Here is a 13,593-nt window from a genome sequence, read left to right as displayed (position 1 = left end):
CCCCGCGGCGTGACTCGTCCCATCCTTCGTGCGTTGCTGCTGGCCGGCATATTGGCCGCGCCCGCGCTGGCGCAGGACAATGTCCAGGCGCCGCCGGTCCAGACGACGCCGACGCTCAACAACTTCAGCCTGCCGCCCGGCACGCCTACGCCCACGCCGACCCCCAGCACGGTGCCGACGCCCGCGCCGACTGCCGCTCCGCCACCGGTCGTCCCGACCGTGCGCGCGACGCCGACGCCGGCAGCGACGCCGGCGCCGCGTGCGACCCCGCGGGCAACGCCGACGGCTGCTCCGACGGCTGCGGCTACGACGCCGCCCGAATCAGTCGCGCCCGCGCCAGAGGCGGTGGCCACGCCTGTCGCGCCGGCGCCCACGCCCACGCCGCTGCCAACCGGATCGCCGCTGGCCGAGCCTTCGCCCGTCCCGACGGCTTCCCAGCCGGCCTCGAACGCGCTGTGGTGGCTGGGCGGTGGCGTCCTGCTGCTGCTCGCCGGTGCGGTCGGTTTCGTGCTGTGGCGCCGTCGCGAGACAGACGACGCGATGGCCGAGGATGTGCCCGCCCAGGACGACGACGCGATCGCCTATGTCGCCCCGGTTCCCGCGCCGTCGCCGCCCGCCGCACCCGTGCAGGCCGCGCCGACGCCCGCGGTCGATACCCCGCCGGGCCGCAGCCTCGTCACGACGCTGCGCCCGCGCGAGATGTGGACGCAGGGGCCCGACGCGGTGCTGGCGTTCGAACTCGTCGTCACCAACCACGGCACCGCGAGCGCCGACGCCATCCGTACCACGATCGCGCTGACGAGTGCCGGTCGCGACACCGCCGCCGAGATCGCGGCGTTCCAGGCGGGTGCCGATTTCGCCGGCGGGCCGGAGCCCTTCACGTTGCAACCCGGCGAAAGCTTCGTGCTGGGCGGCGAAATCCTGCTGCCCGGGGACGCGATGCGCGTGAACGAGGTGGGCGACCGCGCGATGATCGTGCCGGTCGCGATGGTCGCGATGCGCTGGCGCGGCGGGCTGTCGGTGCGGACCGCGGGCGATGCGTTCGTGATCGGCACGGGCGATGCGGGGGCGACGCGCCTCGGCCCGATTTGGGTCGACCGGGCGGGCGTGCGCTTCGCCAAGCTCGACGCCCGCCGCTTCGTCGCGCGGGGGTAACGCGCGCTATTCGATCCAGACGCCGACGACCCGCCACGCCCCGCCTTCGCGGTCCAGCGATACGGTTTCGATCGCTTCGGCCTTGTTGGCGAAGCGGGTGCGGAACTTGACGATTTCATAGCCCGCGGGCGGCGCCGGCACGCTCTGCTGGTCGATAAACGTGCGGGAGATCATGGCGCCAAGCGGCGTGCGCGCCTTCACCGATGCCGCGGCCCACACTTCGGCGGTGTTGAGCTTCCGGAAGGACGCACCGGTCGCGCGGTAGCTCTCGTCCCACCGCCCCTGATCCACCAGCGCCATCCACTGCCGCGCCGCCTCCGCCACCTCTGACGCGGGCGCGACCGCCGACGGGGCCGCGGTCTGCTCTGGGAGCGATGCGGTGTTGGGCATGGCAATCAGGGCGACGAGACTGAGGGCGAGGGTCATGACGAGCACTCCAAGGACGATCCGGGGACGGCGGATGGCCGACCCCACGCCGCTGTCCGGCGCCACCTCCTGATCCACCGGGGCGCGGGGCAAATCTGCCCCGAATTCCGCGTCCCCGAGAATATGGGGGTGCGCCGGCCCGTCGCTTTCGACCGCCAGCAGCAGGCGCGCCGCCTCGCGGCTGCTCGACACCGCCAGCTTGCGCCGCGCATCGCGGAGCCGTTCGTTGATGGTGTGGACCGACAGGTCGAGGCTGCGCGCGATCGACTTCGCATCGTGCCCCCGCACGATCAGCCGCAGAGTCTGCTTTTCCTTTTCGGACAAGGTTCCGACGGACGCGGGGACGTGGACGTTCATGCGGGGCGAAAATTAGGGGTGGTGGGGGCGGCGGGCTACCCCCAAAAAATTGTGGCCGGGGAGTGAGGGGTGTCGGGAGCCGGTACGCATGCGAGGAGCACGAAAAAGGGCGACCCGCTTGTGGCGGGCCGCCCTTTTTCTTTGGCTTGGCCGTCAGAGGAGTAAATCCCCTGACGTCGGACGGCGCTTCGCGCCGCCGGCCGGCCTTGTGCGAGGTCGGGCTGGCGTCGCCAGCCCGTCCCGCACTGCGGCTTACTTGATCTCGACAGTCGCGCCGGCTTCTTCCAGCTGCTTCTTGATCTTCTCGGCCTCGTCCTTCGACACGCCTTCCTTGACGGCCTTCGGAGCCGACTCGACCAGCGTCTTGGCTTCGGTCAGGCCGAGCGAGGTGATCGCGCGGACTTCCTTGATGACGTTGATCTTCTTGCCACCGTCGCCGGTCAGGATCACGTCGAACTCGGTCTGCTCTTCGGCAGCCGCAGCGCCACCGCCGGCGCCGCCGGCAGCAGGAGCCGCCGCAACCGCAGCGGCGGCCGAGACGCCCCACTTCTCTTCGAGCAGCTTCGACAGCTCAGCGGCCTCGAGGACGGTCAGCTCGCTCAGGGCGTCGACCAGCTTGTTCAGATCAGCCATTGTAAATCTCCAGTTTCAATCGTGTGTCGGGTTCAAAATTCGCTCGCGCAACGGATGTTACGCGGCTTCCTTTTCCGCATATGCCGAGAGCACGCGGGCGATCTGCGCCGCCGGTGCCTGGGTGATGGTCGCCAGCTTCGTGGCGGGTGCAACGAGCAGCCCCACGAGCTTCGCCCGCAGCTCGTCGAGCGACGGCAGCGATGCGAGCGCCTTCACGCCCTCCGCGTCGAGGATCTGGCTGCCCATTGCGCCGCCCACGATTTCGAACTTGTCGTTCGTCTTCGCGAAATCGATCGCAGCCTTGGCGGCGGCGACCGGGTCGACGGAAGTGGCGAGCCCGACCGGACCGGTCAGCAGGTCGGTGAGACCCGCATAATCCGTGCCCTCGAGCGCGATCTTGGCAAGCTTGTTCTTCGAGACCTTGTAGGTCGCGCCGGCGTCGCGCATCTTGCCGCGAAGCACCGTCGACTGGGCGACGGTCAGACCCAGGTTGCGGGTGACGACCACCACGCCGACCTGGCCGAAGTTTGCATTCAGCGCGGCAACGGCGTCGGTCTTTTGCGAACGATCCATGCCATTCTCCTCAAATTGAACGGCCGCCAGATGGCAGCCGCCCGGTTCAATCACCCGGCGTCGCCGCCGGGCGTCACTTGTCCGTGAGGGGAGGGGAGTGGCTGACGCGGCACAAGGCGCGCGCATGGCCGAACCCGACAGCACCGGCGCGTGTGGCCGGCATGGTCGGTGAAACTCTTATCCCCGTCTCGGTGGGAGATTAAGGCCGGCGAACCGGCCACCCACTGTCTCGGACGGCGACCGGCGGCCGGGGCCACCGATCAAGGGCGCGCACTTAGCGGATTGCGGCGGGGAGTCAATGGCGGAAGGCGCGTTGCTCATCACCTGCCGTTCGCCTCGAGTAGGGATCGAGCTTGTCGAGAGCCCGTGTCGAGAGCGCTCGCGAGTGAGGCACCCACCTCTCGATACGCCGTCTCGACAAGCTCGACGGCTACTCGAGGCGAACGGCAGATAAAGACGACTGCTTACCCCAGCGTCGTGACGACACCCTCGCCACCGAAACGCGCTCTCTGGTCGTGGATGGCGCGGGCGTAGCCGGCGGCGAGGCCGCGGTGGCTGGAGCGGGCCTCGCGCGTGGTCGCGGCGGCGGCGCGCATGACGGAAATCTGGTGACGGGAATACAGATAGTTCAGGTCCATTCGGACTCCATGTGGGAAAGGCGGGCGTCCAGTCGGACGTCCGCTGCAATCAAGCGGGAACAGGAATAAGCGCGCCGACCGATCGGCGTGCGGGATATCAGGACGCGGCGATCTCGACGCGGTGCTGGGTCGCGGCTTCGCGGTCGGCGCGCAGCTTGGTGACGCGCTCGGCGCTGGCGGCCATCGCTTCGAAGGCGGCGACGGAGCGCATCGCGCGGTCGCGGACGTTGTCGAGCTGCGCGGCATCGGCGTCGGCACGCGCGCGGTCGGCTTGGGCCCGGAAATAACTCGCGTCGTTCGCCATCGGATACCTGCTTTCGGTAAAGGAGAAAACGGCGGCGCCGGGGTGGTCCCGGCGCCGCCGCGGGTATCAGTCTGCCGGCTGCAGATTCACTGCGCTGGTCTTGCCGCGGTTGTCCTGCTCCAGCTCATAGGTGACGCGCTGGTTCTGGTTCAGCGTCGCCATGCCGGCGCGCTCGACTGCCGAGATGTGCACGAACGCGTCGTTGCCGCCGGTTTCGGGCGCGATGAAGCCATAGCCCTTGTCGGCGTTGAAGAATTTGACGGTGCCGGTGATGGCCATGAGGATTTCCTTCTGTGCTTGACCGACCCGAAAGTGAGCCGGCCGATGCTCAAGGGGCAGGGAAAGAAGGAAGTAGGTGCCGCAAAGCGCCGAAGACCGTCGATGTGCGACTGTAGCGGAGGCAATGTGGGGACGCGCAGGGCGGTGCGCAAGGGGTGGGGGTGGGGGTTGCGACGCCATCTGGCGCGGCGATCCGATCACCCGGCACCCGGCACCCGGCACCCGGCACCCGGCACCCGTTACCCGTTACCCGGCACCCTCGCCCGTCACCCCCACCCGTTCGCTTCGAGTAGGGATCGAGCTTGTCGAGAGCCCGTATCGAGAAGTCCCCTCCAAGAGGCAACCACCTCTCGATACGTCGTCTCGACAAGCTCGACGACTACTCGAGGCGAACGGGGGAAATGGTGGCGATGACGAGGAAGGGCGCCCCCCCCTACCGTTTCTCTTCCGACACCGTCGTGTCCGCCGGCTGCGTCTCTTCCTCCGACGCGCTGTCGCGCGCACCGCACACCCATCCCGTTCGCCTCGAGTAGGCGTCGAGCCTGTCGAGACGCCGTATCGAGAGGCGGGTGCCTCGGGGAGAGAACCTCTCGATACGGGCTCTCGACTGCGCTCGATCCCTACTCGAGGCGAACGGCAGGGTTGGCGGGCAGTACTACGAAAGCCAGGTTGGGTTGCCCCCTTACCTTTTCTCTTCCGACACCGTCGTGTCGGCCGGCTGCGTCTCTTCCTCCGCCGCGGTGTCGCGGTTGACGCGCGCGGTCATGCCGGTGGCGTCGGCGTCGTCCTGCACCTGCGCCTCGGGTGGCGGGGGCGGGGCGGCATCGGCGGTGTTGCCGGGCGTCGGCGTGGGCGACGGCATCGCCAGCGGCGCTTCCTCGACGTTTGCCGCCTCGCTCGTCACGTCGAGCATCTCGGCGCCGTTGTCGGCGGCGGGGGGCGCTTCGGGTTCCGATCCCGAACAGGCGGCGAGCAGCGCCAGGGCGGAAAGCGCGGCCACGGCGGGGAGCATCTTCTTCATCGTCGTTGTCCTTGTCAGCGGGCGATCGTCGCCGCCTGGATGGCGGACCGCTTCTCGATCTTGTCGGCCAGGATGCCGTCCCAATTATAGGGGTCGGCGCGGAAATTCATCGTGCCGTTGGCCGATGCAAAGGCGGTCCAATACAGCAGGTACACGGTCACCGCCTCGGGCAGCTTCGCGCGCGTCGTCTTGCCGCCGGCGATCGTCGCCTGGATCGCCTCGGGCGTCCAGTCGGGCGACCCCTGCAACAGCAGCCGCGCGAGGTCGGCGGGCTTTTCCAGCCGCACGCAGCCGTGGCTGGCCAGCCGGTCGAAGCTCGCGAACTTGGCCTGAGCGGGGGTGTCGTGGAGGTACACGGCATAGGGGTTGTCGAAGTCGAACTTGTAGCGCCCGAGTGCCGACAGCGGCCCGGCCTGCTGCTGCAAGCGCTTGTTCGGACCCTCGCCGATCACCTTGAATCCATTGGTCTTCAGATAGCCCGCACCTTTCGGCCACAGCTCGCGCTCGGCGATGCCGCTCGGCACGTTCCACGGCGGGTTCAGCACCACCGAGTGGATCGACGACTGCAGCATCGGCGTCTCGTCGCCCGGTCGTCCGGTCACGCCCTTCATCGACATGATCGGCTGGTCGCCGTCGAACACCGTCAGCACCGCGGCGGCGATGTTGACCTGGATGCGCTTCTTGGCGAGCTCGGCGGGCAGCCAGCGCCACCGCTCCATGTTCGCCATGATCTGCTTCACGCGGTTGTCGGCGCTGACGTTCAGCGCGGCCAGCGTCTGCGTCGCGACCGAACCGGTGGGGTTGAGGCCGTAGCGCCGCTGCGCGCGCTGCACCGCCGCGGTCAGTTCCTTGTCGTACACGTCGCCCAGCGGCTCGACGCTCTTGTCCTCGATCGCCAGACGCTGGCGCAGCGCCCGCACGCGCGGCCCCTTGGCGCCCGGCACCAGGTCGCTGCCCGCGGCAAGCGTCTTCCATCCGCCGCGCGCGGCGATCGCGCGGTAGGCGGTCAGCCCCTTCTGCAACCCGTCATAGCCCGAATAGGGTGGCGGCAGCATCGCGATCCAGCGCGCCAGCCGGTTGCCCTGAACGGCGGCGGCGAAATCGGGCAGCGGATCATAGGCCGCGGGGCGCAGACCCCAATCCTCCTGGAAATCCGCCGTCGCCAGCCGCCCGGCATGGACCGCGCGGGCATAATCGAGCGCAGCGCGGACCAGCCCGTCGTTGTCGGCAGGCGGCGGGGTCGCCGACGCCTCGTGCCGCAGCCCTTGCGCAAAGCTGCCCCCGGCGAGCATCGCGGTGATCTGCTTCGCCTGTTCCGGGCTCAGTTGCGGCAGGGGTACCGACGGCGCGACGACCGGCACGGGCGCGGCCTGTGCCTGGGGCGCAGCCGGGGTGGCCTGCGGCACGGGCACCTGCGGGGTGGGCGCGGGTGCCGGCTTGGCCGCCGGCGGCAGGATCGATTGCGGCGCATTCTGGGCCACGCCGGTCGATACGGTCATCAGGGTCGCGGTCGCGAAAATCGCGGATCGATACATGGTACGCATGGTGATGGTTCGCCTGGGGAAAGAGCGTTCGACGCCCGTGTACAGGATAGAGCCGTGCGGATTCAAAGGGAAAAGCCGGGGCGGGACCAGGAAATCGCGGCGGAGCGGCTGCGCCGCCGTGGCGTGACGGGGTCGAGCCCCGCGCGGCGGCGGTGCGATGCGTTCGGTCGGCCCGCCATGAAGCGGGGGAGGGCCTGTGTCAGCCGGCCTGCCCTCCAAAACCGTTCGTGCTGAGCGTGTCGAAGCACATGCCCGGAACGTGAGGGGCGGTGCGTGGAACATGTCCTTCGACAGGCTCAGGACGAACGGGGTGGGGATGAGCGCGGGCATTCGCGTGGGCTGGCGCGCGGGGGGGCGGGTTCGGTGCGGCGAGTGGTGCGCATCAATCGCTTCCACCGGACCGCACACTCCAGAAATTTAACTGCAAGTTAGATCTTGACAGTCCCGAGTTTAAGTCCGACTTAAAACTTACCGAAGTCGAAAGGGAACGCTCATGTCGATCACCGAACTCCGCAAACGCGCCCGCCTGCTCAAATGGCTCGTGACGATCCCGTTCGTCGCGCTGGTGCTGCTCGCGGTCGCGCTGGTCGGCAACATCGTGTGGCAGGGCGGGCGCTATGCCGATGGCGTCGCGATCTACTATCTGCCGATGTGCCTGTACCTCTGGGCGATCTGGATGGTTCGCGTGGCGCTGGGGCAGATCGCCGAGGGGAGGCTCTTTGGCGAGGTGGTGCCCAAGCTCCTGCGCCGGGTCGGCCTCGCGCTGTTCGGCGGGGCGGTGTTCACCGTGTTCGGCATTCCGCTGATGACCGCGCTGCGGTTCGACAAGCCGCATATCGCGACCTTCGAACCCTCGCCGGTCACGCTCGGTGTCGTCGGCGCGGCGCTGGTGGTCTTCGCCGAACTTCTCGGGCGCGCCGCAGCGATGCGCGAAGAGATCGAGGAATTCTTCTGATGCCCGTGGTCGTCACCCTCGATGCCATGCTCGAGCGGCGCGGCATGACGGGCAAGCACCTCGCCGCGCGGATGGGCATCAGCGAGACCCAGCTGTCGCTGTTCAAGTCGGGCAAGGTGCGCGGCATCCGCTTTGCCACCATCGCACGGATGTGCGCGGCGCTCGACTGCACCCCGGGCGACCTGCTCGACTATCGCTTCGATCCCGCCGACTTGGACGCCGCCGACGAGGACTGAGCGGGCGGGGCGGACGCAAGAAGGGCCGGCGGATCGCTCCGCCGGCCCTTTTTGTTTGGCTCGTGGGGGATCGAAGTGAATCCGATCCCCGTCGGTCGGGTTTCACCCGCCGGCCGGCCGACGTTGCCGCTGTCGCGGCGCCGGCGCGTAGCTTACGCGCCCGCCACGTCGGCGTGGGATCGAAGTGAATTCGATCCGCGTCGGTCGGGTTTCACCCGCCGGCCGGCCGACGTTGCCGCTTTCGCGGCGCCGGCGCGTAGCTTACGCGCCCGCCACGTCGGCGGTGTCGACCTTCACGCTCGGGCCCATCGAGCTCGAGACGGCGACCTTGCGGACGTACTTGCCCTTGGCGCCCGCAGGCTTGGCCTTGACCACCGCGTCGACCAGCGCGTCGAAGTTCGCGCGCAGGTCTTCCGCCGGGAACGACGCCTTGCCGATGCCCGAATGGATGATGCCGGCCTTTTCGACGCGGTATTCGATCTGGCCGCCCTTGGCTGCCTTCACCGCTTCGGCGACGTTCATCGTGACGGTGCCGAGCTTCGGGTTCGGCATCAGGCCCTTCGGACCCAGCACCTTGCCCAGGCGACCGACGACGCCCATCATGTCCGGGGTCGCGATGCAGCGGTCGAAGTCGATCGTGCCGCCCTGGACGATCTCCATCAGATCCTCCGCGCCCACGACGTCGGCGCCGGCCTCACGGGCCTCGTCGGCCTTCGCGCCCTTGGCGAACACGCCGACGCGGACGGTCTTGCCGGTGCCCTTGGGCAGGGTGACGACGCCGCGGACCATCTGGTCGGCGTGACGCGGATCGACGCCCAGGTTCAGCGCGACCTCGATCGTCTCGTCGAACTTGGCGGTGGCGTTGGACTTCACCAGGCCGATCGCCTCGTCGACGCCGTGCAGGCGCTCACGATCGACGGTCAGCGCCTTCTGCTTCTTGCTCACGAAAGCCATGATCTCAGCCCTCCACCACTTCGAGGCCCATCGCGCGGGCGGAACCTTCGATGATCTTGGTCGCAGCCTCGATGTCGTTGGCGTTCAGATCCTTCATCTTCATCTCGGCGATCTCGCTCAATTTCGAGCGCGCGATCTTGCCTGCCGAAATCTTGCCCGGCTCCTTCGAGCCCGACTTCAGGTTCGCGGCCTTCTTGATGAGGTAGGTCGCAGGCGCGGTCTTCGTCTCGAACGAGAACGAACGGTCGGCATAGACGGTGATGACGGTAGGCAGCGGCGTGCCCTTCTCGACGTCGCCGGTCTGCGCGTTGAACGCCTTGCAGAATTCCATGATGTTGACGCCGCGCTGACCCAGCGCCGGGCCGATCGGCGGCGACGGATTGGCAGCGCCGGCGGGCACCTGCAGCTTGATATAGCCGGTAATCTTCTTTGCCATGAGGCAACCTCACTCTGTAGATGGGCGCGGGCGCTCAAGCGTCCGGCCCGGTTCAAGTTTAGCGGTCCGATCGGACGCGAACGCCCTCCCGCATGTTTCCAGCGATGACCCGGTGGAAGGCGGCGCGCCTAGCAGAGGTGGGGCCGCAACGCAACCAGGGCTTGATTTGTAGGATTTGGCCTGCAACCTGTCCGCGCCTGATGAGCAGGTCCTTCACCCGTGCGCAGGCGCTCCAGAACGCCGCCTTCCTCCGCGCGTTGCGTCAGACGGGCAACGTCCACGAGGCGGCCCGCAGTCTCGGCGTCCACCGCTCGACCTATACCAAGCGACGCGCTCGCGACCCCGGTTTCGCCGCCAAGTGGGACGCCGCACTCGCCGTCGCCCACGCCGCGCTGCACGACGCCGGCTGCCCGACCGCCGCGGAGCCCCGCGTCGTTCGCACCACCGCCGGTCGGCGCCAGCTGCGCCCCGCCCAGCCGGGACGCCTTACCCGCGCCGCCGAACAGGCGTTCCTCGCTGCGCTCAGCGCCACCGCCAACATCCGCCTCTCGGCGGCAGCGGCGGGATTCAGCCACGCCGCCTTCTACCACCGGCGCAAGACCAGCCTCGCCTTCGCCCGCGAGATGCGCCTCGCTCTGGCGGCGGGCTATGAGCAGGTCGAGATGGCGCTCCTCGCCGCCGGCCTGCCCGACGCGCATGCCGATGACGCGTGGCGGCACAACGCTCCTCCACCGATCCCCCCGATGACCGCGAACCAGGCGCTGCAACTCCTGTACCTCCAACAGAAGGAAGCCCGCCTCGGCGGTGCGCCAGAGCCGCTGCGCCGCCAGCGCGGCGAAAGCGCTGCCGCCCGCGACGAACGCCTGACCCTGATGGCCGAACACCGTAGGACGCGCGACCGCGAAGCGTTCCTGGTCGCCGAAGCCCAGCGCAAGGCGAAGGGCGGCGCGGCGGCGGGCGGGGATCGGCCGATCCTCCCCGATCTGGCGCAGGTCACCGGCGGGTCGAAGGCGCAGCGCAGCTCCGCCGACATCGCGACCGCCCCCGAACCGAACCACGCTCGCTTCGGCGGGCGGCGGCTGGGGGATGGCAACTGACGCGCGGCGGTGCTTAGCTGTCCGCATGATCCCTCGCTTCATCACCCAGCTGACCCTGACGGCGTTCCTCGCGGCGTCGCCATCCCTGGCGCAGTCCACCTACGATCACGTCGATCCGATGATAGGCACCGGTGGGCAGGGGCATACCTTCCCCGGCGCCGTCGCGCCGTTCGGGATGGTGCAATTCTCGCCGGACACCGACACGGGCTGCGTCATCCGCGACTGTTACGCGCACGCCGCGGGGTATCGGTACGAGGATCCGACGATCCAGGGCTTCTCGCTGACCCATTTCTCGGGCGCGGGGCATTCCGATCTCGGCGACTTCCTGATGATGCCGGTGACCGGCGCCACCGTCCCGCTCGAGCCCGGTGACGCCGCGAAGCCCGGTTCCGGGTATCGCTCGCGGTTCGACCATGCGAGCGAGGTCGCGCGCCCCGGCTACTATTCGGTGCGGCTGCGCGACACGGGCGTCACCGCGCAGCTGACCGCGGGCACGCGCATCGGCGTCGCGCGCTATGCCGCAGCGGACCGGACGAAGCCGATGCACCTCGTACTCGACCTGCGCAGTTCGCTCTACAATTATCCGGGCAAGATCCTGTGGTCCTCGGTGCGGCTGCGTCCCGACGGCACCGTCACCGGGTGCCGCGACACGCGTGGCTGGGCGCCCAATCGTAAGCTGTGCTTCGCGATGCGCTTCTCGGCCCCGCTTACGGGGCACGCCTTCGTCTCCACCGAAAAGGACGTCACCTACAAGGGCTTCCAGGGCCCCGGCCGCGGCAGCGACACGCTGGCCGAGCGGGCGGGCCGCGCGCTGGTCGCGCGTTTCGACTTCGGCACGCTCGACCGGCCGCTCGAGGTCCGGACCGCAATCTCCTCGGTCGACGAGGCCGGCGCGGTCGCCAATCTGGCGAGCGAGCCGGGCGACTTCGACGCGGTGCTGGCAAAGACGACCGCCGCGTGGCGCCGCGCGCTCGACGTGCTGAAGATCGAGGCCCCGGCGCCGATGCGCACGTCGGTCGCGACGGCGCTCTACCACAGCCTGCTCGCGCCGTCGGTCGCGGGCGACGCCGACGGGCGCTACCGCGGCGCCGACAACCAGGTGCATGTCGCCCGGGGCTACACTTTCCGCTCGACCTTTTCGCTGTGGGACACGTTCCGCGCCGAGCATCCGCTGCTCACCCTCGTCCAGCCGGCGAGCACGTCGAGCGACATCGTCCGCTCGCTGATCGCCAGCCGCGCCGACAGCCCCGACGGCATCCTGCCGGTGTGGCAGTTCCAGGGGCGCGAGACGTGGACCATGATCGGCTATCACGCGGTTCCGGTGATCGCCGACGCCTATCTGAAGGGCATCCGCGGCTTCGACGCCGACGCCGCGCTCGACGCGATGGTCGCAAGCGCGACCTACGCTCCCTATGGCGGGCTCGGCGACTATATGAAGCTCGGCTATGTGCCGATCGACCGCGAGCCGGAAGCCGCGTCGAAGACCGTCGAATACGCCTATGACGACTGGATGATCGCGCGCATGGCCCGCGCGATGGGGCGGCGGGACGTCGCCGCGACGTTCGAGAAGCGGGCGGGCAACTGGCGCAACAGCTTCGACCCGAAGACCGGGTTCGTCCGCGCGCGCAAGGCGGACGGCAGCTTCCGCACCCCCTTCGATCCGACCGCGATCAACTACGGGTCCGATTATACCGAGGGCAATGCCTGGCAATACAGCTGGTTCGTGCCGCAGGATCAGGCGGCGCTGACCACGGCGCTGGGCGGCGACGCCGCTACGGTCGCGAAGCTCGACGCGATGTTCGATTTCGACACCTCGAAGCTCGACTACAGCCATGCCGAGGACATCGCCGGGTTGATCGGCCAGTATATCCACGGCAACGAACCCAGCCACCACGTCGCCTATCTCTACAGCCACGCCGGCGCGCCGTGGCGCACGCAGGCGCGGCTGAAGCAGATCGTCGACAGCCAGTATCGCGCGACGCCCGACGGCCTGTCGGGCAACGACGACCTGGGGCAGATGTCGGCGTGGCTCGTCTTCACCGCGCTCGGCTTCTACCCGGTGACGCCCGGCAGCCTGGAATATGTCATCGGCCGCCCCTTCGTCGACCGCGCGACCCTGACCCTGCCCAATGGCAAGCGGCTGGTGATCGTCGCGGACGGCTTGGATGGCGGTCATCCCTATGTCGGTTCGGTCACGCTGAACGGCGCGCCCGTGACGAATGCCTATCTGCGCCACGATCAGATCATGGGCGGCGGCGAGCTGCGGTTCGCGATGCAGGCTCAGCCGAACCGGGCCTGGGCGAGCGGGGCGGGGGATCGCCCGTATTCGATGAGTGTGCGGCGGTGAGGGGGATGAGCGGTCAGCTTTGGTATGACCGCTAATGCCCAATTGCGGACATTTCGACGACCCGGGGATGACCGCGTCCTATGGGCCGGTTAGGGGAGAAGGCTAGTGGCGATCGGAAGTCGATCAGCCTCAAGGAGAGCCCGCATGCTTTTTCACACCATGGTCGGATCGAACGACATTGAACGGTCGAAGCGCTTCTACGACACGGTGCTCGCCACTTTGGGGGCAGGCGAAGGGGCGCGGAACATCGCCGACAGCGGCCATACACGGCTGATCTATAATAATGGCAACGGAACCAACTTCATCGTCAGCCAGCCGATTAACGACGAACCGGCAAGCGTAGCCAACGGCAGCACCGTCGCCTTTTCGTGCAACTCGCCTGAACAAGTGAAGCAGCTTCATGATACCGCGGTCGCCAACGGCGGCACCTCGATCGAAGCCCCGCCCGGCCCGCGTAATACGGCATCGCTGGGGACAGTCGAACTTGCCTATTTTCGCGACCCAGACGGCAACAAACTATGCGGAATTCATTTTCCTGCCTGATCTGTCCGACACGGGTCCGCTTTTGACCCTAGCGGACCCGGATTTTGCGATCGCGCGAGTGTCCGCGTCCCACCCAATTGCGGACATTTCGAGCG

The 13,593-nt window shown here is 68.5% G+C and carries 16 protein-coding genes; 6 read left to right on the top strand and 10 right to left on the bottom strand.

Going from position 1 to position 13,593, the window contains the following annotated elements; genetic code table 11:
* Positions 1 to 9 precede the first annotated feature (9 nt).
* Positions 10 to 1,155: a hypothetical protein gene (locus M9980_RS08145; RefSeq protein WP_250748958.1), complete on the top strand. Its 1,146-nt coding sequence runs from the start codon at positions 10 to 12 to the stop codon at positions 1,153 to 1,155.
* A gap of 6 nt (positions 1,156 to 1,161) precedes the next feature.
* Here M9980_RS08145 and M9980_RS08140 read toward each other — a convergent pair whose 3' ends face one another.
* From M9980_RS08140 to M9980_RS08105, 8 genes are all read right to left on the bottom strand, one after another.
* A complete protein-coding gene (locus tag M9980_RS08140) occupies positions 1,162 to 1,938 on the bottom strand; it encodes a helix-turn-helix domain-containing protein (protein ID WP_250748956.1) in 777 nt (258 codons plus the stop codon).
* Positions 1,939 to 2,190: 252 nt separating this feature from the next.
* Positions 2,191 to 2,571, bottom strand: coding sequence for a 50S ribosomal protein L7/L12 (gene rplL / locus M9980_RS08135; RefSeq protein ID WP_250748953.1), 381 nt, complete (start codon positions 2,569 to 2,571; stop codon positions 2,191 to 2,193).
* A 57-nt stretch (positions 2,572 to 2,628) separates the two neighbouring features.
* The gene (gene rplJ / locus M9980_RS08130; protein ID WP_250754849.1) at positions 2,629 to 3,144 is read right to left on the bottom strand and encodes a 50S ribosomal protein L10; all 516 of its coding nucleotides are present in this window, start codon (positions 3,142 to 3,144) and stop codon (positions 2,629 to 2,631) included.
* Between the two features lie 464 nt (positions 3,145 to 3,608).
* Positions 3,609 to 3,782 carry a hypothetical protein gene (locus M9980_RS08125; protein WP_250748951.1) on the bottom strand — a complete coding sequence of 58 codons (174 nt, stop codon included), beginning with the start codon at positions 3,780 to 3,782 and terminating at the stop codon, positions 3,609 to 3,611.
* Positions 3,783 to 3,879: 97 nt separating this feature from the next.
* Positions 3,880 to 4,086 carry a hypothetical protein gene (locus M9980_RS08120; protein WP_250748949.1) on the bottom strand — a complete coding sequence of 69 codons (207 nt, stop codon included), beginning with the start codon at positions 4,084 to 4,086 and terminating at the stop codon, positions 3,880 to 3,882.
* A 66-nt stretch (positions 4,087 to 4,152) separates the two neighbouring features.
* A complete protein-coding gene (locus M9980_RS08115) occupies positions 4,153 to 4,365 on the bottom strand; it encodes a cold-shock protein (protein WP_250748947.1) in 213 nt (70 codons plus the stop codon).
* Positions 4,366 to 5,047: 682 nt separating this feature from the next.
* The gene (locus M9980_RS08110) at positions 5,048 to 5,386 is read right to left on the bottom strand and encodes a hypothetical protein (protein WP_250748945.1); all 339 of its coding nucleotides are present in this window, start codon (positions 5,384 to 5,386) and stop codon (positions 5,048 to 5,050) included.
* A 14-nt stretch (positions 5,387 to 5,400) separates the two neighbouring features.
* Positions 5,401 to 6,921, bottom strand: a complete 1,521-nt coding sequence (locus M9980_RS08105) for a L,D-transpeptidase family protein (RefSeq protein ID WP_250754846.1) — start codon at positions 6,919 to 6,921, stop codon at positions 5,401 to 5,403.
* 502 nt (positions 6,922 to 7,423) lie between these two features.
* Here M9980_RS08105 and M9980_RS08100 point away from each other — a divergent pair.
* Positions 7,424 to 7,885 carry a DUF2975 domain-containing protein gene (locus M9980_RS08100; RefSeq protein ID WP_250748944.1) on the top strand — a complete coding sequence of 154 codons (462 nt, stop codon included), beginning with the start codon at positions 7,424 to 7,426 and terminating at the stop codon, positions 7,883 to 7,885.
* Positions 7,885 to 8,121: a helix-turn-helix domain-containing protein gene (locus M9980_RS08095; protein ID WP_250748942.1), complete on the top strand. Its 237-nt coding sequence runs from the start codon at positions 7,885 to 7,887 to the stop codon at positions 8,119 to 8,121. Before M9980_RS08100 ends, M9980_RS08095 begins: the two co-directional genes overlap by 1 nt.
* Before the next feature lie 261 nt (positions 8,122 to 8,382).
* On the opposite strand, the gene rplA is transcribed toward M9980_RS08095, so the two are convergent.
* Together rplA and rplK are read right to left on the bottom strand one after the other, a co-directional pair.
* On the bottom strand, positions 8,383 to 9,075 hold the full coding sequence (gene rplA, locus M9980_RS08090; protein WP_250748940.1) for a 50S ribosomal protein L1: 693 nt from the start codon (positions 9,073 to 9,075) through the stop codon (positions 8,383 to 8,385).
* A 4-nt stretch (positions 9,076 to 9,079) separates the two neighbouring features.
* Positions 9,080 to 9,511 carry a 50S ribosomal protein L11 gene (rplK, locus tag M9980_RS08085; RefSeq protein ID WP_250748938.1) on the bottom strand — a complete coding sequence of 144 codons (432 nt, stop codon included), beginning with the start codon at positions 9,509 to 9,511 and terminating at the stop codon, positions 9,080 to 9,082.
* A gap of 200 nt (positions 9,512 to 9,711) precedes the next feature.
* Here rplK and M9980_RS08080 point away from each other — a divergent pair, with 200 nt between their 5' ends.
* The 3 genes from M9980_RS08080 to M9980_RS08070 all read left to right on the top strand — a co-directional run bounded on the left by M9980_RS08080 (position 9,712) and on the right by M9980_RS08070 (position 13,498).
* Positions 9,712 to 10,608, top strand: coding sequence for a hypothetical protein (locus tag M9980_RS08080; protein ID WP_250748935.1), 897 nt, complete (start codon positions 9,712 to 9,714; stop codon positions 10,606 to 10,608).
* A gap of 25 nt (positions 10,609 to 10,633) precedes the next feature.
* On the top strand, positions 10,634 to 12,955 hold the full coding sequence (locus M9980_RS08075) for a GH92 family glycosyl hydrolase (RefSeq protein ID WP_250748933.1): 2,322 nt from the start codon (positions 10,634 to 10,636) through the stop codon (positions 12,953 to 12,955).
* A gap of 144 nt (positions 12,956 to 13,099) precedes the next feature.
* A complete protein-coding gene (locus M9980_RS08070; protein WP_039097455.1) occupies positions 13,100 to 13,498 on the top strand; it encodes a VOC family protein in 399 nt (132 codons plus the stop codon).
* Positions 13,499 to 13,593 lie beyond the last annotated feature (95 nt).

Origin of the sequence: Sphingomonas donggukensis, from assembly GCF_023674425.1 — a bacterium.
Lineage (GTDB): Bacteria > Pseudomonadota > Alphaproteobacteria > Sphingomonadales > Sphingomonadaceae > Sphingomonas > Sphingomonas donggukensis.
The sequence above is the reverse complement of the archived record's forward strand: the minus strand, read 5'-3'. Positions and strand labels throughout refer to the sequence as shown.

Bases quoted from the DNA above. Each gene is read 5' to 3' on its own strand.
- M9980_RS08140 (WP_250748956.1), bottom strand. From the start codon at position 1,938: ATGAACGTCCACGTCCCCGCGTCCGTCGGAACCTTGTCCGAAAAGGAA.
- rplL (WP_250748953.1), bottom strand. From the start codon at position 2,571: ATGGCTGATCTGAACAAGCTGGTCGACGCCCTGAGCGAGCTGACCGTC.
- rplJ (WP_250754849.1), bottom strand. From the start codon at position 3,144: ATGGATCGTTCGCAAAAGACCGACGCCGTTGCCGCGCTGAATGCAAAC.
- M9980_RS08125 (WP_250748951.1), bottom strand. From the start codon at position 3,782: ATGGACCTGAACTATCTGTATTCCCGTCACCAGATTTCCGTCATGCGC.
- M9980_RS08120 (WP_250748949.1), bottom strand. From the start codon at position 4,086: ATGGCGAACGACGCGAGTTATTTCCGGGCCCAAGCCGACCGCGCGCGT.
- M9980_RS08115 (WP_250748947.1), bottom strand. From the start codon at position 4,365: ATGGCCATCACCGGCACCGTCAAATTCTTCAACGCCGACAAGGGCTAT.
- M9980_RS08110 (WP_250748945.1), bottom strand. From the start codon at position 5,386: ATGAAGAAGATGCTCCCCGCCGTGGCCGCGCTTTCCGCCCTGGCGCTG.
- M9980_RS08105 (WP_250754846.1), bottom strand. From the start codon at position 6,921: ATGTATCGATCCGCGATTTTCGCGACCGCGACCCTGATGACCGTATCG.
- M9980_RS08100 (WP_250748944.1), top strand. From the start codon at position 7,424: ATGTCGATCACCGAACTCCGCAAACGCGCCCGCCTGCTCAAATGGCTC.
- M9980_RS08095 (WP_250748942.1), top strand. From the start codon at position 7,885: ATGCCCGTGGTCGTCACCCTCGATGCCATGCTCGAGCGGCGCGGCATG.
- rplA (WP_250748940.1), bottom strand. From the start codon at position 9,075: ATGGCTTTCGTGAGCAAGAAGCAGAAGGCGCTGACCGTCGATCGTGAG.
- rplK (WP_250748938.1), bottom strand. From the start codon at position 9,511: ATGGCAAAGAAGATTACCGGCTATATCAAGCTGCAGGTGCCCGCCGGC.
- M9980_RS08080 (WP_250748935.1), top strand. From the start codon at position 9,712: ATGAGCAGGTCCTTCACCCGTGCGCAGGCGCTCCAGAACGCCGCCTTC.
- M9980_RS08075 (WP_250748933.1), top strand. From the start codon at position 10,634: ATGATCCCTCGCTTCATCACCCAGCTGACCCTGACGGCGTTCCTCGCG.
- M9980_RS08070 (WP_039097455.1), top strand. From the start codon at position 13,100: ATGCTTTTTCACACCATGGTCGGATCGAACGACATTGAACGGTCGAAG.